The 20,256-nt window shown below is 73.6% G+C and carries 24 protein-coding genes; 14 read left to right on the top strand and 10 right to left on the bottom strand.

Features of this window, described 5'->3' with window-relative positions; all coding sequences use genetic code 11:
• The first annotated feature begins 14 nt into the window (after window positions 1-14).
• Window positions 15-659 carry a DUF1775 domain-containing protein gene (locus AC4BG9_RS14155; protein WP_490571752.1) on the top strand — a complete coding sequence of 215 codons (645 nt, stop codon included), beginning with the start codon at window positions 15-17 and terminating at the stop codon, window positions 657-659.
• Entirely contained in the window at window positions 656-2,284 is a 1,629-nt protein-coding gene (locus tag AC4BG9_RS14150) for a copper resistance CopC/CopD family protein (protein WP_490571751.1), read from the top strand. Before AC4BG9_RS14155 ends, AC4BG9_RS14150 begins: the two co-directional genes overlap by 4 nt.
• Here AC4BG9_RS14150 and AC4BG9_RS14145 read toward each other — a convergent pair.
• The gene (locus AC4BG9_RS14145; protein WP_490571750.1) at window positions 2,278-2,406 is read right to left on the bottom strand and encodes a hypothetical protein; all 129 of its coding nucleotides are present in this window, start codon (window positions 2,404-2,406) and stop codon (window positions 2,278-2,280) included. The two genes, AC4BG9_RS14150 and AC4BG9_RS14145, sit on opposite strands and share 7 nt — an antisense overlap.
• A gap of 124 nt (window positions 2,407-2,530) precedes the next feature.
• On the opposite strand from AC4BG9_RS14145, the gene AC4BG9_RS14140 reads away from it, so the two are divergent.
• From AC4BG9_RS14140 to AC4BG9_RS14130, 3 genes are read left to right on the top strand one after another with little or no spacing between them, the layout of a single operon-like run.
• The gene (locus AC4BG9_RS14140; protein WP_490571749.1) at window positions 2,531-3,211 is read left to right on the top strand and encodes a VOC family protein; all 681 of its coding nucleotides are present in this window, start codon (window positions 2,531-2,533) and stop codon (window positions 3,209-3,211) included.
• A gap of 35 nt (window positions 3,212-3,246) precedes the next feature.
• Window positions 3,247-3,777 carry a helix-turn-helix domain-containing protein gene (locus AC4BG9_RS14135; RefSeq protein WP_490571748.1) on the top strand — a complete coding sequence of 177 codons (531 nt, stop codon included), beginning with the start codon at window positions 3,247-3,249 and terminating at the stop codon, window positions 3,775-3,777.
• Window positions 3,774-4,646, top strand: a complete 873-nt coding sequence (locus tag AC4BG9_RS14130) for a M23 family metallopeptidase (protein ID WP_490571747.1) — start codon at window positions 3,774-3,776, stop codon at window positions 4,644-4,646. The genes AC4BG9_RS14135 and AC4BG9_RS14130 overlap by 4 nt, the downstream gene beginning before the upstream one ends.
• Here AC4BG9_RS14130 and AC4BG9_RS14125 read toward each other — a convergent pair.
• Together AC4BG9_RS14125 and AC4BG9_RS14120 are read right to left on the bottom strand one after the other, a co-directional pair.
• Window positions 4,637-4,801 (bottom strand): hypothetical protein, encoded by a 165-nt coding sequence (locus AC4BG9_RS14125; RefSeq protein ID WP_490571746.1) that lies wholly within the window; start codon window positions 4,799-4,801, stop codon window positions 4,637-4,639. The genes AC4BG9_RS14130 and AC4BG9_RS14125 overlap by 10 nt on opposite strands.
• 52 nt (window positions 4,802-4,853) lie before the next feature.
• Window positions 4,854-6,248 carry an SGNH/GDSL hydrolase family protein gene (locus tag AC4BG9_RS14120; protein ID WP_490571745.1) on the bottom strand — a complete coding sequence of 465 codons (1,395 nt, stop codon included), beginning with the start codon at window positions 6,246-6,248 and terminating at the stop codon, window positions 4,854-4,856.
• Between the two features lie 63 nt (window positions 6,249-6,311).
• On the opposite strand from AC4BG9_RS14120, the gene AC4BG9_RS14115 reads away from it, so the two are divergent.
• Entirely contained in the window at window positions 6,312-6,890 is a 579-nt protein-coding gene (locus AC4BG9_RS14115; RefSeq protein ID WP_490571744.1) for a 1-acyl-sn-glycerol-3-phosphate acyltransferase, read from the top strand.
• A gap of 86 nt (window positions 6,891-6,976) precedes the next feature.
• Here the strand turns inward: AC4BG9_RS14115 and AC4BG9_RS14110 are convergent, their stop codons facing one another.
• The 3 genes from AC4BG9_RS14110 to mca form a co-directional block, all read right to left on the bottom strand.
• A complete protein-coding gene (locus AC4BG9_RS14110; protein WP_490571743.1) occupies window positions 6,977-7,249 on the bottom strand; it encodes a GlsB/YeaQ/YmgE family stress response membrane protein in 273 nt (90 codons plus the stop codon).
• Between the two features lie 84 nt (window positions 7,250-7,333).
• Window positions 7,334-7,591 (bottom strand): hypothetical protein, encoded by a 258-nt coding sequence (locus tag AC4BG9_RS14105; protein ID WP_490571742.1) that lies wholly within the window; start codon window positions 7,589-7,591, stop codon window positions 7,334-7,336.
• A gap of 50 nt (window positions 7,592-7,641) precedes the next feature.
• A complete protein-coding gene (mca, locus tag AC4BG9_RS14100; RefSeq protein ID WP_490571741.1) occupies window positions 7,642-8,541 on the bottom strand; it encodes a mycothiol conjugate amidase Mca in 900 nt (299 codons plus the stop codon).
• A gap of 29 nt (window positions 8,542-8,570) precedes the next feature.
• Between mca and AC4BG9_RS14095 the strand changes: the two genes are divergently transcribed.
• A complete protein-coding gene (locus tag AC4BG9_RS14095; protein ID WP_490571740.1) occupies window positions 8,571-8,966 on the top strand; it encodes a DUF4307 domain-containing protein in 396 nt (131 codons plus the stop codon).
• 151 nt (window positions 8,967-9,117) lie between these two features.
• A complete protein-coding gene (gene greA, locus AC4BG9_RS14090; protein ID WP_490571739.1) occupies window positions 9,118-9,615 on the top strand; it encodes a transcription elongation factor GreA in 498 nt (165 codons plus the stop codon).
• Between the two features lie 10 nt (window positions 9,616-9,625).
• Here greA and ilvA read toward each other — a convergent pair whose 3' ends face one another.
• The 3 genes from ilvA to AC4BG9_RS14075 form a co-directional block, all read right to left on the bottom strand.
• Window positions 9,626-10,840: a threonine ammonia-lyase gene (gene ilvA, locus AC4BG9_RS14085; protein WP_490571738.1), complete on the bottom strand. Its 1,215-nt coding sequence runs from the start codon at window positions 10,838-10,840 to the stop codon at window positions 9,626-9,628.
• Window positions 10,827-12,224, bottom strand: a complete 1,398-nt coding sequence (locus AC4BG9_RS14080; protein WP_490571737.1) for an AI-2E family transporter — start codon at window positions 12,222-12,224, stop codon at window positions 10,827-10,829. The genes ilvA and AC4BG9_RS14080 overlap by 14 nt, the downstream gene beginning before the upstream one ends.
• 64 nt (window positions 12,225-12,288) lie before the next feature.
• Complete coding sequence (locus AC4BG9_RS14075; protein ID WP_490571736.1) at window positions 12,289-13,461, bottom strand: cystathionine gamma-synthase; 1,173 nt, start codon at window positions 13,459-13,461, stop codon at window positions 12,289-12,291.
• Window positions 13,462-13,550: 89 nt separating this feature from the next.
• Between AC4BG9_RS14075 and msrA the strand changes: the two genes are divergently transcribed.
• The 6 genes from msrA (at window position 13,551) to AC4BG9_RS14045 (ending at window position 19,094) form a co-directional block, all read left to right on the top strand.
• Window positions 13,551-14,198: a peptide-methionine (S)-S-oxide reductase MsrA gene (gene msrA / locus AC4BG9_RS14070; protein WP_490571735.1), complete on the top strand. Its 648-nt coding sequence runs from the start codon at window positions 13,551-13,553 to the stop codon at window positions 14,196-14,198.
• A 63-nt stretch (window positions 14,199-14,261) separates the two neighbouring features.
• Window positions 14,262-14,888, top strand: coding sequence for a hypothetical protein (locus AC4BG9_RS14065; protein WP_490571734.1), 627 nt, complete (start codon window positions 14,262-14,264; stop codon window positions 14,886-14,888).
• Window positions 14,889-14,936: 48 nt separating this feature from the next.
• Window positions 14,937-16,268, top strand: a complete 1,332-nt coding sequence (locus tag AC4BG9_RS14060; protein ID WP_490571733.1) for an ABC1 kinase family protein — start codon at window positions 14,937-14,939, stop codon at window positions 16,266-16,268.
• A gap of 93 nt (window positions 16,269-16,361) precedes the next feature.
• A complete protein-coding gene (locus tag AC4BG9_RS14055; protein ID WP_490571732.1) occupies window positions 16,362-17,186 on the top strand; it encodes an ABC transporter ATP-binding protein in 825 nt (274 codons plus the stop codon).
• Window positions 17,187-17,226: 40 nt separating this feature from the next.
• Window positions 17,227-18,249: an aliphatic sulfonate ABC transporter substrate-binding protein gene (locus AC4BG9_RS14050; RefSeq protein ID WP_490571731.1), complete on the top strand. Its 1,023-nt coding sequence runs from the start codon at window positions 17,227-17,229 to the stop codon at window positions 18,247-18,249.
• Window positions 18,249-19,094 (top strand): ABC transporter permease, encoded by an 846-nt coding sequence (locus AC4BG9_RS14045; protein ID WP_490571730.1) that lies wholly within the window; start codon window positions 18,249-18,251, stop codon window positions 19,092-19,094. Before AC4BG9_RS14050 ends, AC4BG9_RS14045 begins: the two co-directional genes overlap by 1 nt.
• Before the next feature lie 6 nt (window positions 19,095-19,100).
• On the opposite strand, the gene AC4BG9_RS14040 is transcribed toward AC4BG9_RS14045, so the two are convergent.
• Window positions 19,101-20,210 (bottom strand): MalY/PatB family protein, encoded by a 1,110-nt coding sequence (locus AC4BG9_RS14040; protein WP_490571729.1) that lies wholly within the window; start codon window positions 20,208-20,210, stop codon window positions 19,101-19,103.
• Window positions 20,211-20,256 lie beyond the last annotated feature (46 nt).

Genomic DNA, 20,256 nt, shown 5'->3' with positions numbered 1-20,256 from the left:
CTACGCTCCTCCCCATGCCCTCGCGCCGGCCCGTCCGGGTCCTCGCCGTCCTCGCCGGCGCGCTCGCCCCGGCAGGCATGGTGCTCGTGGCGCCCGGGGCGGGAGCACACGTCTCGGTCACCCCCGGCACGGTGACCGCCGGGGAGGAGGCCGTCGTCACCCTCGAGGTGGACCACGGATGCGGGGAGTCGGCCACCACCCGGCTCGAGGTGCGCCTCCCCGACGGGCTGGAGAGGGTCACCGTGGCGCCCACCCGCTCCTGGCGGGTGAGCCAGGAGGACAGGGTCCTGGTGCTGGAGGCCGTCACGCCCCTGCCCAGCGACCTGCCCGCCGACTTCGCTCTCGCGTTCGACGTCCCGGACGCGACCGGCGAGGTGCTGGCCTTCCCGACGGTGCAGAGCTGCGAGGAGGGCGAGGAGGCGTGGATCCAGGTCGCCACCGACGGCGTCGCCGAGCTCGACCTTCCCGCGCCGACGGTCCGGGTGGTCGGCGAGATCCCGGCGACGACGGCGGATCCCGGGTCGGCCCGGTGGCCGACGACCCCCCTGGTCGCCCTGGTGGCCGCGGTCGCCCTGGTCGCTGCGGTCCTGGCTTCCCTGCTGCTCGTGCTGCGGGGACGGCGGCGCCCGGACGGCGTCCCGGAGACGCGCCCCCGGTGAGGCGGCTGCTCGCGGCCCTGGTCCTGCTGGTGGCCGGGACGACCCTCGCCACCGCCGCGCCCGCCTGGGCGCACGCGCAGCTGACCGGCACCGACCCGTCCGAAGGCGCCGTGCTCAGCGAGGCCCCGTCGTCGGTGACGCTCTCCTTCAGCGAGCCGGTGCGGCTGACCGGCCGGCGGATCACCACCTACGACGCGGCCGGCGACACGGTCGCCTCCACGGCCCGGGTCGAGGGGTCCCGGGTCGAGGTCGAGATGGGCGAGAAGCTGGTGCGCGGCACCTACCTGGTCTCCTGGCTGGTCGTCTCGGACGACGGCCACCCGCTGCGCGGCACCCTCACCTTCTCCGTGGGCGCGCGAAGTGCGGTGATCGTCCCACCCCCGGCCCTCCCCTCGGGGAGCGACATGACCGCGGACCGGGGCCTGCTCGCGGGGCTCGCCCTCGCGGGACTGCTGCTGATGTCGGGTCTGGCCGGGTTCCTCGCCCTGCTGCACCCGCGGGTGGGGCCAGCAGCCCGAGGCCTGCTGCGCGCGGCGGCGGCCGTGGCCGTGGTCGCCGCCTGGGTCCAGGTCCCGGTCGCCTCCGCCTACGCCCAGGGCCTCGGTTGGTCCGGCCTGACCGAAGGGTTCGAGCCCGAGCTGGTCGCCTGGGAGATCGGGGGCGCCGCCCTGGTCACGACCGGTGCGCTCCTCGTGCTGCTCGGCAGCCGAGGCCCGGCCCTGGGCCGCCCGGGCCGCGGAGCCCGGGCGCTGCTGCTGGTCGGGGCCTTGACGGCCCTCTGGGCACCGCCGTTGGTCGGCCACTCCCGCTCCTACGGACCCGCGCTCCTCGTCCAGGGCGCCGACGCCCTCCACGTGCTCGTCGCCGCCGTCTGGACCGGCGGGGTGGTGGGGCTGTGGCTGGTGCTCCGGGAGGACGGCCGCGCCGTGGCCGCCCGGGCGCTCGGCCGCTTCTCGACCGTGGCCGCCGGCTCGCTGGTGCTGGTGGCGGCCAGCGGGTTGTACCTGGGCTGGCGCATCCTCGGCTCCTGGTCGGGCCTCGTCACGACGACGTACGGCGTGCTGCTGCTGGCCAAGGTCGCGCTGGTGCTGCTGGTGACAGGGATCGCCGCCTGGAACCGGCTCGTCCTGGTCCCCCGGCTCGCGCGCGACCGGGGGAAGCAGGAGCGGCTCGGCCGGACCCTGCTGGCCGAGGCGGCACTGCTGGTGGTCGTCGCCGGGGTCGCGGGCTTCCTCTCCATCCAGCCGCCCGTCGAGGGGCCCGAGCCTGCGGAGCCGCCCCGCCCGGTCGCGGAGACCGTGGAGCTGGGCGACCTGCGGGTCGCGGTGGCGCTGACGCCCGGCGCCCCGGGCGGCAACACGCTGACCCTCCGGGTGCAGGACCCGGAGGGCCGCCCCGTGGCGCCCGGCTCCGCCCCGACGGTGGAGCTGCGGTCAGCGGAGTTCGACCTCGGCACCCTGGCGCTGCGCGACGTGGGCGAAGGGGTCTACGAGGCCCTGGTGCCGCTGCCCCGCGGCGGCGACTGGCGGCTCTCGGTGGGGCTGCGGACGAGCCGCTTCGATCATCCGGTCGCCACCGTGGAGGTGCCGATCCCGGAGGCGTCCGAGGAGTCGGCGGCTCAGTAGCCCAGGCCGAGCACCGCGAGCAGGAAGCCGATGACCGGGACCGTCCACAGCATCAGCAGGCCCCCCATCTCGGCGAGACGGTCGTGGTCGCGTCCTTCGGGTACCACGTGCGGGGTGGTCACGGGGAGCCTCCTGTTTCGGGGTACGGATCTCCCGGAACGTGCCCGGTCACCGGGATCGGGAAACCCTGGTCGGCGTGTCGTGCACCTCTTCCCCAACATCCGTGGCCCTGCTTGACTTCCCGTCATGAGTCTCGTGACGTGGAAGGACCTCTGTCTCGACGCCGTGGACGTGGGCGCCCAGGCGCGTTTCTGGGCGGCTGTCAGCGGCCTGGAGGTCGCGAGCGTCGAGCCGCCGGCCAGGCTTGAGGGCCCCACCCCACGGCACACCGTCTGGGTCAACGAGGTGGACCGCCCCCACGTGGCCAAGAACCGGCTCCACCTCGACGTCGACTGCGCCTCGGTCGACGACCTGCTGGCCCTGGGCGCCCGGGTGCTGGCTCCCGCGTCGGAGACCGGATTCGGCTGGACGGTGATGACCGACCCGGAGGGCAACGAGTTCTGTGCGTTCGTCCGGGGCGCGGACGAGGTGCCCGACTACCGCCTGCACGGGGTCGCCATCGACTGCGCGGAGGCCGAGACACTGGCGAGGTGGTGGGGGTCGCTCTTCGGGGCCGAGCCCACCACCGAGCCCGGGGACGACTGGTGGACCTTGACCGGGATCGCCGCCGACCACCGGATGACGCTCGACTTCTGCCCGGTGCCCGAGCCGCGCACAGTGCCCAACCGGGTGCACTGGGACGTTACCGGTGACGTCGACGAGCTGCTGGCCCGCGGCGCGACGCGCTTGTGGGAGATGCCCCGGTGGACGACGCTGGCCGACCCGGAGGGCAACGAGTTCTGCGTCTTCCCACCCACCCGACCTTAGACTGTTATTACGTAATTCCGTAGTACCGTGGGGGCATGCCCTCCTCCGACCGTCTCGCCGACCTCGAACGCCGCGTGGCTGCGCTTGAGACACTCTCCCTCAGCACGGCGTCCTCCCCCACGACCGCGGACGCAACCACCACGCCGCCCCCCGCGGCGTCCGACCCAGAGCTCTGGGCGCTCGAGGGCCTGCGCGCCCGGGTACCCGAGCCGGGCGCCGTGATGCTGGTCGGCGACGTCCGCCTCCCCGACGGCCGCGTGGCCCAGTGGCAGGAGGGCGCTCTCGCCGGCGACCTGGTCGACGGCGACTGGGAGGCCGCCGGCGATGCGCTCGCGGCCCTGGGCCACCCCGTCCGGCTGCGCCTGCTCCAGCGGGTGCTTCGTGGGGTCACGACCGCCCAGGAGCTGAAGGAGACCGACGGCGTCGGGACCAGCGGGCAGGTCTACCACCACCTGCGGCAGCTGGTCGCCGCCGGCTGGCTGCGCGCCCTGGGCGGCGGTCGCTACGAGGTGCCGGTGGCACGGGTCGTGCCGGTGCTCGCCGTCCTGCTCGGGGCTCGCCGATGAGGCGGGCGGTCGCCCGCTGGCAGACCTGGTGGCTGCGCCTCTTCGTGGTCGCCGTCCTGGGCACCGTCGCGCTCGACACGCCCTTCCCGCTCAGCCTGGCGGTGATGGTGGCCCCGTTCCTCCTCTTCCTGGTGCGCCCGCCCGCCAGCGACCGCGACCCGGTCGAGGTCGCACCTCCGGTCCGGGGCCGGTGGACGGCGATCAACAGCCCCGGCTCTGCGGTGCCGAGCCACGGGGTCAAGGCCTACGGGCAGGCGTACGCGGTCGACCTGCTCGTGCCGTCCGACGAAGGCTCGCCCCCTCCGCTCGGGTGGTCGCTGCGCGGCCGCGTTCCGGAGAGCTACCCGGCCTTCGGCCTGCCCGTGCTGGCGATGGCCCCCGGCACCGTGCTGGAGGTGCGCGACTCCGCGCGCGACCAGCGGGCCAGGAGCACCTGGCCGTTGCTCATCTGGATGCTCACCTTCGGGGGCTTCCTGCGCGAGCTCCACGGGGCGACGGGGCTCCTGGGCAACCACGTCGTCCTCGCCCACCACGACGGGACCTTCTCGGCCTACGCCCACCTGCGCCGCGGCTCGGCGGCCGTCCGCCCCGGGGAGCGGGTCGAGGCCGGGCAGCAGCTCGCGGCGGTGGGCAACACGGGGAACACCTCAGAGCCGCACCTGCACGTGCAGCTGATGGACCGGCCGCGGCCCACGGAGGCTGCGGGGATCCCGATGTGCTGGCCGTCGGTGCGGTACGAGCCCGCGGAGCGCGAAGACCGCTGGGCGACTGGGGACCCGAAGCCCACGGCCCTCGCCGACTTCCCGGCGAACGGGCAGGTCCTCACCGCGTTCCCGGCCGGCACGCCCGGGCCGAGGCGTCACTCCTGACCGTCGGGGGCGCCCTCCTCGGGAGCGTTGAGCGAGGGCTCGGCGTCCTGGTCGTGCCCCTCGGCACCCGACTGCTCCTCGATGGTGTCGGGCTGCTCCGCACTCTGCTGCTCGGCACCCTGCTGCGGCGTGGACTCGTTCTCGTGTGAGGTCATGCCCAGTCCGTACCCTCCGCTCGGAGCGTCATTCAGCGCCGGCCGGCGCGGCTCACCTCAGGCAGGAGGGCCGGGCGAACCGCACCGAACGGACCGACTTGAGCCCCTCGTCGCGCAGCACGACCCGCGCCGTGACCAGGCCGCGCGTCGACACCTTTCCACGCTTCAGGACCGCCTTGAAGGGGGCCTTCCGCGAGATCGCGACCTGCTTCCCCCCGACGAGGAATCGCGCGTGCGCCACGCTCTTCGTGATGCCCCGCACCTTCAGGCGCGCCACCCCGTCACTGCAGGAGACGCGGCCGCGCAGCGACGCGCCCTGGCGCCGCAGCTCGGCCCGCCGCGCCGCGCGCTCCTTGGCGCGGTCCTTCTCCACGGCCTGGGTCGGGGTGACGGTCGGCGTGGGGGCCGGCGCCGGCGGGGTCGGCTGCGCCGGCACGGTCGGCCCGGGCGTCTCGGTCGGTGCCGGGCTCGGGGTCGGGCTCGGGCTCGGGGCCGCGGCTCCGGCGCTCACGCAGGAGTCGTCGAACGGCGTCAGCGTCTCGCCGCGCAGGCCCTGGACGGTGCGCACGAGGTGCTGCGCCATCGCGTCCATGCCGCAGGCCGACGGGTGCAGGGTGGCACCGTCGTCGTAGGTGGCCAGGGCTCGGATCCACTGCCTCTCCGGAGGTGCGCAGGCGGTGCGGTCGACGGAGCCGGGGATCTCCCGCATGTCGACGAACTCCACGCCCTGCTCATCCGCGACGGCGGCGAGCAGGTCGGACATGCGATCGATCTGGCCCTGCACGTAGGCGAACTCCTCGGCAGTCAGGGCGCCGGCGAACGTGCTCGGGCAACCACCGGGCGGCAGGTAGGTGCCGTACCCGATCACCAGGATCTCGGCGTTCGGCGCCTTGGCCTTGGCCTCGGTGAGACCCCGGGTGAGCGAGGACTCCAGGGTGGCGAACTTCGTGGCCAGCGGGTCGGTGCCGGCCGGGGGGACGCAGTCGGTGCCGAAGCAGCCCGCCGCGAGCTGCACCAGGCCGATGTCGTTGCCGCCGAGCGTGCCGAAGGTGACCAGGGTGGTGTCGGCGTCCAGGGCGTCGAGCTGCGCACCGTTGACGGGGGTCGCGCCGCTGCCACCACCCTGGGGGTCGAAGAGGTCCTTGGTCTGTGCGCCGCCGCAGCTGGCGTCGGTGTAGGCCGTTAGCCCGCCGGGGAGCTGGTCGTCCCAGGCCTGGGCGGCGAGGCTGGGGAAGTTCAGCTCGCTGCGGCTGCATCCCTCGGGCCGCTGCGGCGCGATGCCCGGCCCGGAGGCGAAGGAGTCGCCCAGGGCCACGTAGCGCTCACCGCCGGGTCCCCGGTCCCAGACCCGGCTGAAGGAGTCGGGAGCGGCATGGCCGGTGGGGACCAGGGCCGCCGAGGCGAGGAGGGGCACGAGGGCTGCGAGGGGGAGGGTGAGTCGGCGCACGGAAGGACGCTACCTGATGTGTGACAGCCGTCATACCTCCTCGCGGTCCCTTAGGGTCTGGGCATGCTGATCCGCCGCACCCTCGCCCGCACCGCCCTCCGAGCCGCGCGCTGGCGGGTGGTGGGCGAGGTGCCGCCCACCGGGATCATGGTGGGCGCGCCGCACACCTCCAACTGGGACTGGGTGGCCACCATGCTGATGATGTGGTCGCGCGAGGTGACGCCGCGGATCCTGATCAAGCGCGAGCTCTTCAAGGGCCCGATGGGGTGGCTGCTGCGCGCCACCGGCGGGGTCCCGGTGGACCGGGACAACGCCTCCGACGTGGTCTCGCAGCTCGCCGAGAACCTCACCCGGGACGAGACCCTCGTGGTCGCCATCGCCGCCGAGGGCACCCGCACCCGGTCGGAGTACTGGAAGAGCGGCTTCTACCGCCTGGCCCAGCAGACCGGGCTGCCGGTGGCCCTGGGGTTCATCGACGGGCCGACCAGGACGGTGGGCTTCGGCCCGTCGGTGGAGATCACCGGCGACGTCCGCGCCGACATGGAGCGCATCCGCGCCTTCTACGCCGACAAGCAGGGGCTGCGCCCCGAGCACCGCAGCGAGCCCCGGCTGCGCGAGGAGCTCGTCGACCCGCAGGGCTGAAGCCGACCGGACGCACCGCGACCGCACACCCGGTGGGCGTGCGGTCGCAGGCGCGTGGGACGGCCGGGGCCGTCGAGCGGGGTGGGTCAGACGTGCGACTTCTTGCCGGACATCGCCTCGGCGGCGCCGACCAGGATGAACGCCGCGATGACCGCGAAGATGAACCCGAGGAAGTTGAGCTCGAACGGGTTGGTGTTGTCGTTGAGCAGGCCACCGAGGAGACCGCCGATGATGGCGCCGACGACGCCGAGCAGCATGGTCGCGACCATGCTCAGGGACTGCTTGCCGGGGCGGAGCAGTCGAGCGAGGGCACCGATGATGAGGCCGACGATGAGCAGGCCGAGGATTTGAATGATCATGACCGGCCGGTACCCGCTCCCCTGTCGGGACAAACGGATACGCGCCCCCGGCCCCTCGTCAGGGCTGCTGAGGGTCGGGACGGGTCAGGGCTGCTGCTGGTCCTGCGGGTCGTGGGAGGCGACCGGGTCGCCGTAGACGCCGGCGTCGCGGGCGGCGGTGGTCTTGCGCAGCTGGCGCATCAGGCTCCAGCCGAGCAGCGCCACCGCGACGGCCATGCCGAGCCAGAGCAGCAGGGCCGTCCAGCCGGCCTTGACCTCTTCGGGCTCGGGGGACTTGCGCGGGGCTCCGTCGGCGAGCGACAGCAGGGGGTGGAGGAGCGACGGGTCCAGGAGGTCGAGCATGCTGCCAGTGTCGCAGGCCTCCCCAACCTGCGGCGCCCCGGGAGCGCCGCTCAGCGCTCCCCGCTGTCGATGCCGGCGAAGAGGTCGTCCTCGGGGAGCTCGGTCTCGACGTGGCTCACCACCAGCTCGTAGTCCTCCGTCGGCCAGACCTCCTCCTGGATCTCGCGCGGGATCGCGAACCAGAAGCCGTCGGGGTCGATCTGGGTGGCGTGCGCCAGCAGCGCCTGGTCGCGCACCCCGAAGTAGTCGCCGCACGGCACCCGGGTGGTGATCCGGGCGTCCCACTCGGGATTCGGCTCCCACTTCTCCAGCCGCTCGGCGTACGGCGACTCCAGGCCGTGGGCGAGCATCGCCTCGTGCAGCGCCACGCTCTTGGGGCGGTTGAAGCCGTGGTGGTAGTAGAGCTTGAGCGGCTGCCACGGCTCGCCGGCCTCCGGGTAGCGCTCGGGGTCGCCGGCGGCGTGAAACGCCTCCACCGAGACCTCGTGGCACTTGATGTGGTCGGGGTGGGGGTAGCCGCCGTTCTCGTCGTAGGTGGTCACCACGTGCGGCCGGAACTCGCGGATCAGCCGGACCAGCGGCGCGGCCCCCTCCTCCGGGGTCACCAGGCCGAAGCACCCCTCGGGCAGCGGCGGCTTGGGGTCGCCCTCCGGCCAGCCGGAGTCGACGAAGCCGAGCCAGTCCTGGGTGATCCCCAGGATGTCGCGGGCGCACTCCATCTCGCGGCGCCGCACCTCGGTGATCTTGGCCGCGATGTCGGGACGGTCCATCTTGGGGTTGAGGATCGAGCCGCGCTCGCCGCCGGTGCAGGTGACGACGTGCACGTCGACCCCTTCGGCGACGTACTTGGCGGTCGTCGCGGCCCCTTTGCTCGACTCGTCGTCCGGGTGAGCGTGTACGTGCATGAGGCGCAGGCCGGCGCGCGCGCCGGCTCGGGGGCGGTCGGGCATGCCTGGAGTCTAGGTGGCACGCTGGAGGCGTGACTTCTCAGGCAGATCTGGCGGAACGGTACGGCGCTCCCACCCAGGGTCGCCGCCTCGTGGTGAAGGTCGTGGTCGGCGTCCTGGCCGTGGCCCTGCTGGGGTGGTTGGCGTGGGCCGCGTGGTTCCACGGCAACCCCACCGCCGAGTCGGGCCAGGTGGGCTACGAGGTGGTCGACGACCACACCGTGACCGTGGTGGTCGACGTCCGTCTCGACGGGACGGACGAGGCGGACTGCCTGGTCCGCGCCTACGCGGAGGACAAGACGGTCGTCGGCGAGCAGGCCTTCACCGGGGTGGCCGGCCGCCAGGAGATCACCGTGCGCACCGAGCGCCGCGCGACCAGCGCGGAGAGCGTGGGCTGCCGCGCCGACGGCCAGTCGCGTCGCCGCTGACCGACCCGCTCCGCCGTCCGCGGGCGCTTTGACCGCTCCGTTGCTAGACTGACCAGTCATCCAGTCACCCGCGGGGCTCTCAAGGCGTAGGTCACCTCACTCAGAGGCGATGAGCCCGCGGGTGTTGCTATTGCCGTACAGGAGTGGAGCCATGACCCAGTCGACCGATCAGGACACGATCTGGCTGACCCAGGACGCCTACGACAAGCTCACGGCCGAGCTCGCGGAGCTGAAGGGTCCCAAGCGCCAGGAGATCATCGACAAGATCAGCGCCGCCCGGGACGAGGGCGACCTGAAGGAGAACGGCGGCTACCACGCCGCCAAGGACGAGCAGGGCAAGCAGGAGGCCCGGATCCGTCAGCTCGAGGACATGCTCCGCCGCGCCGAGGTCGGCGAGACCCCGGCCGACGACGGGATCGTGGAGCCGGGCATGAAGGTCACGGTGAAGTTCGTCGACTTCGGCGACGAGGAGGTCTTCCTCTTCGGCGCCCGTGAGATGGAGGAGGAGGGGCTCACCGTCTACTCCCCCCAGTCCGCCCTGGGCGCCGCGATCAACGGGCGCAAGAAGGGCGAGACGGTGACCTACGAGGCACCCAACGGCAAGGACCTCAAGGTCGAGATCCTCGACGCCGTCCCCTTCACCGGCTGAGCCGTCCGGCTCACTCGTAGACGCGGTGGCCGCGCTCCCGCAGCCGAGCCAGCACCTTCTCGGCGTGCGGGGCGCCCCGCGTCTCCAGCTGGAGCCTGACCTCGACCTCGTCGAGGGCCAGGCTGGGTGAGGTGCGCTCGTGGGCGACCTCGAGCACGTTGGCGCCCGTCTCGCTGACCTCGGCCAGCAGCTGGGCCAGGCCTCCCGGGCTGTCCGGGATGCAGACGCGCAGGTAGAGGTAGCGCCCGTCCGCGGCGAGGCCGTGCCGGATCACCCGGCCCAGCAGCAACGGGTCGATGTTGCCTCCGGAGAGGACCGCCACCGCCGGGGTCTCGAAGGCCGTCGGGTCGTCGAGCAGGGCCGCCACCCCCGCCGCTCCGGCGGGCTCGACGACCATCTTGGCGCGCTCCAGCAGCGCCAGCAGCGCCCGGGAGAGCGACTCCTCCGAGACGGTGCGGATCTCGTCGACGTGCTCGCGCACCGCCGCGAAGGTGATCTCCCCGGGCAGGCCCACCGCGATGCCGTCGGCCATCGTGCTCATCGCGGCCAGGGCCGTCGGCCCCCCGGCGGCCAGCGAGCCGGGGAACGCCGCGGCTCCCTCCGCCTGCACCCCGATCACCCGCACGTCCGGGCGCCGGGTCTTCACCGCGATCGCGATCCCGGCGAGCAGCCCGCCCCCACCCGTGGGGACCAGCAGCGTGCGCAGCACGGGCGTCTGCTCGAGGACCTCCAGCCCGCAGGTGCCCTGGCCGGCCACCACGTCGGGGTGGTCGAAGGGGTGGATCAGCACGGCGCCGGTGCGGGCGGAGAAGTCCCGCGCGGCCGCGAGGGCGTCCTCGAGGTGGCGCCCGGCGAAGACAACCTCCGCGCCGTAGCCCCGGGTGGCGCGCTCCTTGGGGATGGGGGCACCCTCGGGCATGAAGACGGTGGCCCGGATGCCGAGCATGGCGGCGGCGAGGGCGACGCCCTGGGCGTGGTTGCCGGCCGAGGCCGCCACCACGCCGCGGGCCCGCTCCGCGGCGCTCAGCCGGGAGATCCGCACGTAGGCGCCGCGGGCCTTGAAGGAGCCCGTGCGCTGGAGGTTCTCGCACTTGAGGTGCACCGGGCCGCCGACCAGGCCGGAGAGCCAGCGCGACTCCTCCATCGGGGTGCGGACCGCCACGCCGTCCAGGGCCAGCGCCGCCGCCTCGACGTCGGCGAGGGTGACCGCCTCAGGCGTCGTCACGTCGTCCCTCGTCGTCCTCGACCACCGGACTGTCGGGGGCGGGGACCGCGTCGGCGCGGTTCCCCGCCGCCCGTTCCTCGGCTATCTCCGCGTCCAGCACGTCGTCGGGCTCGTCCTCCCCCACGTCGGTCTGCTCGGCCAGGTGCTGGACCACCGCGTTGGCCGCGGCGACCAGCGGGACGGCGACCAGCGCGCCGCCGATGCCGGCCACCAGCAGTCCGCAGGCGATCGCCACGATGACCCCGAGGGGGTGGAGGGAGACGAAACGGCCCATCAGGAAGGGCTGGAGGATGTGCCCCTCGAGCTGCTGGACCACGATGACCCCGCCGAGCATCAGCAGCGCGGTGAACAGCCCCTGGTCGACCAGCGCCACCAGCACCGCCACCGACCCCGCGACGGTGGCGCCGATCATCGGCACGAAGGCACCGAGGAAGACCAGCACCCCGATGGCCAGCACGAAGGGGACCCCGAGGACCTGCGCCACGACCATCACCCCGATCGCGTCGACCAGGGCGACGATCACCGTGGCCCGCACGAACTGGGTCAGCGAGACCCAGGCGACCCGACCGGAGTTGTCGACGTGCTCACGCGCGGCTCGCGGGGCGAGACGGACCATCCAGGCCCAGATCCGCTCGCCGTCGGCGAGGAAGAAGTAGGTGGCGAACAGGACGATGAAGAAGCCCGCGGTGACGTGGCCCAGGGCGGTTCCGAGGCCGGTGACCTGGCTGACCACCGCCCCGTTCCGGGAGCCCTCGGTGATGGCGTCCTGCGCCACCTTGATGTAGTCGTTGATCTGGCTCTCGCTGGCGTTGAGCGGGCCGTCGCGCAGCCACACCCGGATCTCCTGGAGACCCTGCACCACCTGGTCGGCGAGGTCGGAGGCGCCGTTGGCCACCTGCTGTCCGGCGAAGGTGAGCAGCAGTCCGAGCACCCCGAGGGTGAGCACCACCGTGGTGATGCTGGCGACCCCCCGCGGGATCCTGATCCGCGTCATCCCCCGCACCAACGGGGTGACCAGGGCGGTGATGAGCAGGGCGATGGCCAGCGGCAGCGTGACCACCGCGAAGTCCGCGATCGTGCGGGCGATCAGGTAGACGGCCACCGCGATGACCAGGAACCGCCACGACCACGCCGCGGCCAGGTCGAGGCCCCACGGCACCTGGGCCCGGCTGAAGTTCGAGGCGCCGCCGGTGATAGCCGGGGGCGCCTCACGACGCTCGGCCCGGATCAGCGCCCACTGGTGGGCAAGCTGCTGGGTGATCCGCTCGCCGAGGCTCTCGCGGACCCGTCGCTCGGCCTGCCCCTCCGCCGGTCCGCCGGCCCGTTCCTCCACCTGGGTGGCGCCGCTGTCCGGGCCGCGCCCCTGGTCCCCGTCGTCCGTCACCTCGTCAGGCTACCCAGGCCACCACCCGGGCCGGCCCCGACGCCCCTCGACGGGGTGCGAGTCCTCAGCCCAGGGCGCGGTCGAGGTCGGCCAGCAGGTCGTCGACCGTCTCGATGCCCACGCTGAGCCGGACCAGGTCGGCCGGCACCTCCAGGTCGGTGCCGGCCACGCTGGCGTGGGTCATCCGGCCGGGGTGCTCGATCAGCGACTCCACGCCGCCCAGCGACTCGCCCAGGGTGAAGACCTCGGCGCGCGCGCAGACGTCGAGGGCGGCCTGCTCGCCGGCGGCCACCCGGAAGCTGACCATGCCGCCGAACCGCTTCATCTGCTTGGCGGCCACCTCGTGGCCAGGGTGCTCGGCGAGACCGGGATAGATCACCTCGGCCACCGCCCGGTGGCCGGTGAGGAAGTCGACGACCCGCTCTGCGTTGTCGCAGTGCCGGTCCATCCGGACCGCCAGCGTCTTGAGCCCCCGGTGGGTGAGGAAGGAGTCGAACGGACCGGGGACGGCCCCGATGGAGTTCTGGTGGAAGGCGACCTTCTCGGCCACCTCGAGGTCGCGGACGACCAGCGCCCCACCGACCACGTCGGAGTGCCCACCGACGTACTTGGTGGTGGAGTGGACCACCACGTCGGCGCCCAGCACGAGGGGCTGCTGGAGGTAGGGCGAGGCGAAGGTGTTGTCCACCACCAGCAGCGCCCCGGCGTCGTGCGCCACGGCCGCGAGCGCCTCGATGTCGCCGATGTTGAGCAGCGGGTTCGTCGGCGTCTCCACCCAGACCAGCCTGGTGCGGCCGGGCTGGATGGCCGCGCGCACCGCGTCGACGTCGGAGACGGCGGCGGGGCTGTGGGTCAGGCCCCAGTTCTGCTCGACCTTGTCGAAGAGGCGGTAGGTGCCGCCGTAGGCGTCGTCGGGCAGCACCACGTGGTCGCCGGGGCGGCACAGCGCCCGGACCAGGGTGTCCTCCGCGGCGAGCCCGGAGGCGAAGGCGAAGCCCCGCTCCCCCTCCTCCACCGCGGCCAGCGCGCCCTCCAGGGCGGTCCGCGTCGGGTTGGCCGAGCGGCTGTACTCGTAGCCGCCGCGCATCCCGCCCACGCCGTCCTGCTTGTAGGTGCTGGTGGCGTAGATCGGCGGGATCACCGCCCCGGTGGTCGGGTCGGGCTGGTAGCCGGCGTGGATCGCGCGGGTCTCGAATCCGGACTTGTGGGCGTGCTCGCTGCTGTTGGACTGGCTCACCCGCCCGAGACTAGACCCGCGCCGGGGGGAAGCAGATGGCCGCCCGCGGCGTTGTAGCAGTCCGAGCCCGTCGACCCTGAGGAGATCCCGTGCTGTTCGGCCGCGACAAGTCCCACCTGCCCTCGCCCGCCCAGGCCCTGCCCGGCCGGGAACACCAGCCGTGGCGTCTCGGCCAGCACCTGGTGCTCAAGACGCCGGTGCAGAGCGACGAGGTGCCCGAGGGCTTGGAGGTGGCGATCTTCGGCCTCGGCTGCTTCTGGGGTGCGGAGGAGATCTACTGGCAGGTCGACGGCGTGTGGTCGACCTCCGTCGGCTACGCCGGCGGCCTCACCCCGCACCCGACGTACGAGGAGGTCTGCTCCGGGCGGACCGGCCACACCGAGGCCGTGCGGATCGTCTTCGACCCCCAGGTCGTCTCCTTCGCCGACCTGGTGAAGAGGTTCTTCGAGATCCACGACCCGACCCAGGGCATGCGGCAGGGCAACGACGTGGGCACCCAGTACCGCTCGGCGATCTACTTCACCACCCCCGAGCAGGAGCAGGTCGCCCAGGAGCTGACCAAGGTCTACGGCGACGAGCTGGCGCGCCGCCAGCTGGGCGACATCACCACCGAGATCCGGCCTGCGGACGAGGCCGGCTACTACTACGCCGAGGACGCGCACCAGCAGTACCTGGCGAAGAACCCGTTCGGCTACCGCTGCCACGCCAACACCGGCGTCCGGTTCCCGGCCGTGTGAAGGTCCCGTGAGGATCCGGCCCGGGAGATGGCGCCGGCGCCGCGCGACTGACAGGGTCGGCCCGTGCAGCCGACCGCCGACGCCAGCGAGGACACCGCCCCAGGCGCCCTCCTGACCCTGGCGCGGGCCGGGTCCCGGCTCGCGGGGGCGGCCGGGCTGGTCCTGGTGGCGGTGGCCGCGGTCGGCCCCGGCGGGCCCGCCGCGGTCCGGAGCGGACTCGGCCTGCTCCTCCTCGGAGTGCTGGTCGCCGCGGCTGCGTCCCGGGACCGGGCCGGGTTCCGGGCGCTGCTGGTCCTGGCGGCCGGGTGGGCGGTGGCCCACTACGCACTGCACCTCAGCCCGCTCTCGGACTTCGACATGGAGCCGCCGTACCTGTTCGGCGCCGGCATCTTCCTCCTCCTGCCCTTCCTCCTGCTCTCGGCCGGTCTCGTCCTGCTCACCGGTCTCCTGCTGGCGGCGGACCGGTCGGCCCCGGGGCTCCTCACCCTGGTCGGTGGCTGCCTGGCGCTCTTCGTGGTCTACGCGCTGGCCACCGTGGGGTGGCTCGACCTCACCCTGATGCGGCCGCTGGTCCGGCCCTGGCTGGTGCCCGCCCTCGTCCTCCTGGGCCTCGGCACCTACCTCGCCCTCGCGGCCGGGCGGTCCGCCGCCCCTGCGCCGGGCCCGTCGGTCGCGCGACGCGAGGTCTAGAAGCAGATGAGCGGCGCCTCGCCACCACATATCGGCCACACTGGGGGGATGGTCGATCTGCCGCGCAAGGCCGTCACCCGCACGGCTCGTCTCGCCGCGCTCCCCCTCGGGTACGCCGGCCGCACCGCGTGGGGCATGGGCAAGCGCCTCGGCGGCAAGCCCGCCGACGCGGTGCTCAACGACGTGCAGCAGCGCACCGCCGAGCAGCTCTTCCGCACCCTCGGCGAGCTCAAGGGCGGGGCGATGAAGTTCGGCCAGGCACTCTCGGTCCTCGAGGCCGCCCTGCCGGAGAGCGCCGCGGCGCCCTACCGCGAGCAGCTCACCGCGCTCCAGGACAACGCCCCCACGATGAGCACCCAGCAGGTGCGTGACGCCATCGAGGAGTCGCTCGGACCCGACTGGCGCGAGCAGATCACCTGGCTCGACGGGGCGGCGGCTGCCGCGGCCTCGATCGGCCAGGTGCACCGCGGCACCTGGCGCGACGGCCGCGAGGTCGCGATCAAGGTGCAGTTCCCCGGCGCCGACGAGGCGCTGCTGGGCGACCTGCGGCGGCTCGCACGGGTGGCGCGCAGCATGGCCCCGGCCTTCCCCGGCCTCGACGTCGCCGCCCTGGTCCGCGAGCTGCAGGAGCGGGCGGCCGAGGAGCTCGACTACGCGATGGAGGCCGAGGCCCAGCAGGTCTTCGCGGAGGCCTTCGACTCCGACCCCGAGATCCTGGTCCCCCACGTCGTGTTCGCCACCGAGACGGTCCTGGTGACCGAGTGGCTGGAGAGCGAGGGCTCGCTGGCCCGGATCATCTCCGAGGGCAGCCAGGAGGAGCGCGACCACTACGGCGACCTCCTGGTCCGCTTCAACTTCGCCGGCCCCAGCCGGACCGGGATGCTGCACGCCGACCCCCACCCCGGGAACTTCCGCACCGTCCCGGCCGAGGACGGCTCCCCGGGCCGCCTCGGGGTGCTCGACTTCGGCGCCGTGGCCCGCCTGCCGGGTGGCACCTTCCCCGAGGCCATGGGGCCCCTGCTGCGCGCCGCCGCGACCGGGGAGGGCGAGGTGCTGCTGGAGGGCCTGCGCGAGGAAGGATTCGTGCGCCCCGGCGTCCGGGTGGACGCCGACGCGCTGCTGGAGTACCTCGGCCCCATCCTGGAGCCGCTGACCGTGGAGCGCTTCCAGTTCAGCCGGGAGTGGATGCGCGCCCAGTACGAGCGACTCAACGACCCCCGCGCCCCGCACTTCACGATGGCGACCAGGATCAACCTGCCCCCCTCCTACCTGCTGATCCACCGGACCTGGCTGGGCGGGATCGGGCTGCTCTGCCAGCTGGAGGCCGAGGTGCCCTTCCGGGGCCTGCTGGAGGAGTCGCTGCCGGGCTTCGCCGACTAGCGACACTCCCCGGACCCTGGCGACAGGACGGCCCCTCATCCGCTTTAATTGCAGTAAGTCTCTCTACTTACCGCTCTTGAAGACGGGATCGCCATGAGTCTCCTCGCCCCGCCCACCCCCTCGCCGTCCGGCGTCGCCGCCCCCGCCCAGGCGCTCCAGGTCCGCCTGCAGGGCGTCGGCCGCGCGTTCGGCACGGGCGCGCAGCGGCGCGAGGTCCTGCGCGACGTCGACCTGGTGATCGCGGCCGGCGAGGTGGTCGCGCTGCTGGGTCCCAGCGGCTGCGGCAAGTCGACCCTGCTCCGGGTCACCGCGGGCCTCGACCAGCCGACCACCGGCGGGGTCCTGGTCGGCGACCGGCCCGTCCAGGGCATCGAGAGCCGCTGCGCGGTGGCCTTCCAGGAGCCGCGGCTGCTCCCCTGGCGCACGCTGCGGGCCAACGTCGCCCTCGGGCTGCCCGCCGGGACCCCCCGGGGCGCCGGGGAGGAGCTGGTCGACGAGCTCCTCGAGCTGGTCGGGCTGGCCGAGCACGCCGACCACCGTCCCCGCGAGGTCTCCGGCGGCATGGCCCAGCGCACCTCGCTGGCCCGCGCGCTGGCCCGGCGGCCCGGCGTGCTGCTGCTGGACGAGCCCTTCGGCGCCCTGGACGCGCTGACCCGGATGAAGATGCAGGACCTGCTCCTCGACGTACGCCGGGCCAGCCCCACCACCGTCCTGCTGGTCACCCACGACGTCGACGAGGCGCTCCAGCTCGCCGACCGGGTCGTCGTCCTCGGCCGCGACGAGGGGCAGCAGGCCGCCGGCGTCGCCGAGGTGGTCACCGTCCCCGGGGAGCGCCCGCGCGACCGCGGCTCCGTCGAGCTCGCCCTGCTCCGGGGCCGGCTGCTGGAGAGCCTCGGCGTCGACGCCCACCGCCACTGACCCACCACCGAGAACCCACCACCGAAGAAGAGGAACCATCGTGACCAAGCACCACCCGACGGCCCTGCGTCGCACCCTCACCGGCCTGCTGGCGGCCGGCCTGCTGCTGGGCACCGCCGCCTGCGCCGAGGGCGAGGCCGAGGCCGGGAGCGACGAGCGCTCCCTGGAGATCGACTACGCCACCTACAACCCGCTCAGCCTGGTGATCAAGGACCAGGGCTGGCTGGAGGCGGCCCTGGCCGAGGAGGGCGTCAAGGTCACCTGGGTGAAGTCCGACGGCTCCAACAAGGCCAACGAGGCGCTGCGGGCCAACGCCATCGACGTCGGCTCCACGGCCGGCTCCGCGGCCCTGCTGGCCAGGGCCAACGGCTCCCCGATCCGCACCATCGACATCTACTCCCAGCCGGAGTGGGCGGCGATCGTGGTCGGCGAGGACTCCAAGGTCAAGACGGTCGCCGACCTGGCCGGCAAGCAGGTGGCGGCCACCAAGGGCACCGACCCCTACTTCTTCCTGCTCCAGTCCCTGGCCGCCGAGGGGGTCGACCCCGACGAGGTGACGGTGCAGAACCTGCAGCACGCCGACGGCTGGTCGGCGCTGGCCAACGGCTCGGTCGACGCGTGGGCGGGCCTCGACCCGATCATGGCCGCCGCCGAGCAGGAGGGCGCCAAGCTGATCTACCGCGACATCGACTTCAACACCTACGGCTTCCTCAACGCCACCGAGGAGTTCCTCTCCGCGGAGCCCGAGCTGGCCCAGCTGGTGGTCGACGCCTACGCGAAGGCCCGCGACTGGATCGGGGACAACCCCGACGAGGCCGTCTCCATCCTCGCCGAGGCCGCGGCGATCGAGGAGGGGGTGGCCCGCACCGTGCTCACCGAGCGGACCAACCTCGACTTCGACCACGTCCCGGGGCAGGCGCAGCTCGACGTGCTCACCACCGTGGGTCCGCTGTTCGTGGAGTCCGGCGACGTCGAGGAGCAGGCGCAGATCGACGAGGCCCTCGACACCCTCCTCGAGGACGAGTACGCCGCCGGCGCCGACGCGAGCCGGGTGGCCGACTGATGGCGGGCGCGAGCCGGGCCCATGCCGACCGGCCCGCCGACGAGGGCGTCCGCGCCCCCGTGGGCCACGGCCGCCAGGGTGCGGCCTGGCTCGCGCACCCCGCGGTCCGGGTGCTGGGCGGGCTGGTGCTGCCGGCCCTGCTGCTGTTGGGGTGGCACCTGCTCAGCCGGGCCGGCGTCTTCAGTCCCGTCCAGCTGCCGGCCCCCGGCGCCGTCCTCGAGGCGGCCCACGGGCTGCTGGAGCGCGACGAGCTGCTGGGCCACGTCCACATCTCCACCCAGCGGGTGCTGGTCGGCTTCGCGGTCGGCGCCTCGGTGGGCATCGTGCTGGGCTCGCTGCTGGGGCTCTCCCGGGTCGCCGACCTGCTGCTCGCCCCCACGGTCGGGGCGCTCCGGGCGGTGCCGTCGCTGGCCTGGGTGCCGCTGCTCATCTTGTGGATGAAGCTCGGCGAGGACTCCAAGATCACCCTGATCGCCATCGGCGCCATGTTCCCCGTCTTCACCACCGTCCACCTGGCGTTGCGCCACGTCGACCGCCAGCTGGTCGAGGCTGCCCGCGCCTTCGGACTGCGCGGGGTGAAGCTGCTCACCACCGTCCAGCTGCCCGCGGTGGTGCCGGCCGTCTTCTCGGGACTGCGGCTCGCCCTGGCCCAGTCGTGGCTCTTCCTGGTCGCCGCGGAGCTGATCGCCTCCTCCCAGGGGCTGGGCTTCCTGCTCGTCGACTCCCAGAACAACGGGCGCACCGACCGGCTGCTGCTGGCCATCGTGCTGCTCGCCGTGCTCGGCAAGACCACCGACGCCGTGCTCGGGGTGGTGGAGCGCTGGGCGGTCCGCCGCTGGGCGTGAGCCCGCTCAGCCCGCCATCCGGCGCACGGCCTTGCTGATCATCTCGGGCGAGGTGGCGAAGTTGAGGCGCACCCACTGGGTGGCCCGGGGGTCGTACCGGACCCCCGGGACCAGCGCCACCCCCCGCTCCAGGAAGGTGGCGGCCGGGTCCTCCAGGCCGAGGCGCGAGCAGTCCAGCCAGGCCAGGTAGGTCGCCTCCGAGGGGGCCGCCACGACCTCGGGCAGGTGCACGGCGAGCAGGTCGAGCAGCAGTCGGCGGCGCTCCACCAGCTCGCCGATCAGCTGGTCGAGCCACAGCTCGCCGTGGTCGTAGGCGGCGGTCTGGGCGAGGACCGCCAGGTGCTGGGCGCCGTGGGTGACCACCTCGTGCAGCCCGTGACCGGTCTCGTGACCGGCCACCAGCAGGGCAGTCTTGAGGCCGGGCAGGTTCCAGGTCTTCGAGCCGCTGACCAGGGCCAGCCCTCGCCCGGCACCCGGCACCGAGAGGTAGGGGGTGAAGGTGGCGCCGGGGTGGACCAGCGGGGCATGGATCTCGTCGGAGACCACCAGGACCCCGTGCTCGTCGGCCAGGGCGGCGACCCGGGCGAGCTCCTCGGGGGTGTGCACGGTGCCGGTGGGGTTCTGCGGGTTGCACAGCAGGTAGGCCGAGCCCATCCCCGCCTCGGCGAAGGCCACGTCGAGGGCGTCGAGGTCGAGCCGGTGGGCGTCGCCCAGGGGCGCCTCCACCAGCCGGCGCCGGGTGGCGGCGACGAACCCGAAGAAGGAGTCGTAGACCGGTGGGCTCACCACCACCGCGCCGCCCACCGGCACCCGGGACTGGATGATCTGCTCGATGCCGATCATCACGTCGGGCACCTGCATCACCCGCTCGGGAGCGACCTGCCAGCCCCAGCGTCGTGCCGCGAAGCGGGTGAAGGCCTCGATCAGCGGCGGGCTCCAGGCATAGCCGGTGTCCCCGCGGCGCAGCGCGTCGGTGACCGCCTCGACCACCGGCGGGCAGGGCGCCGCGTCCATCTCGGCCACCCACAGGGGCAGCACGTCGGGCGGGTAGGCCCGCCACTTGACGCTGGTGCGCGTGGCGCGCAGCTGGTCCGGTCCGCTCCCGAGGATGTCCATACGACCCGAGGCTAGCGACCCCGGGGGTGGGGCGCCGCCCGGCCGG

Source organism: Nocardioides sp. Z40_12, from assembly GCF_058215795.1.
This window is presented reverse-complemented; position numbering and strand designations above follow the sequence as displayed.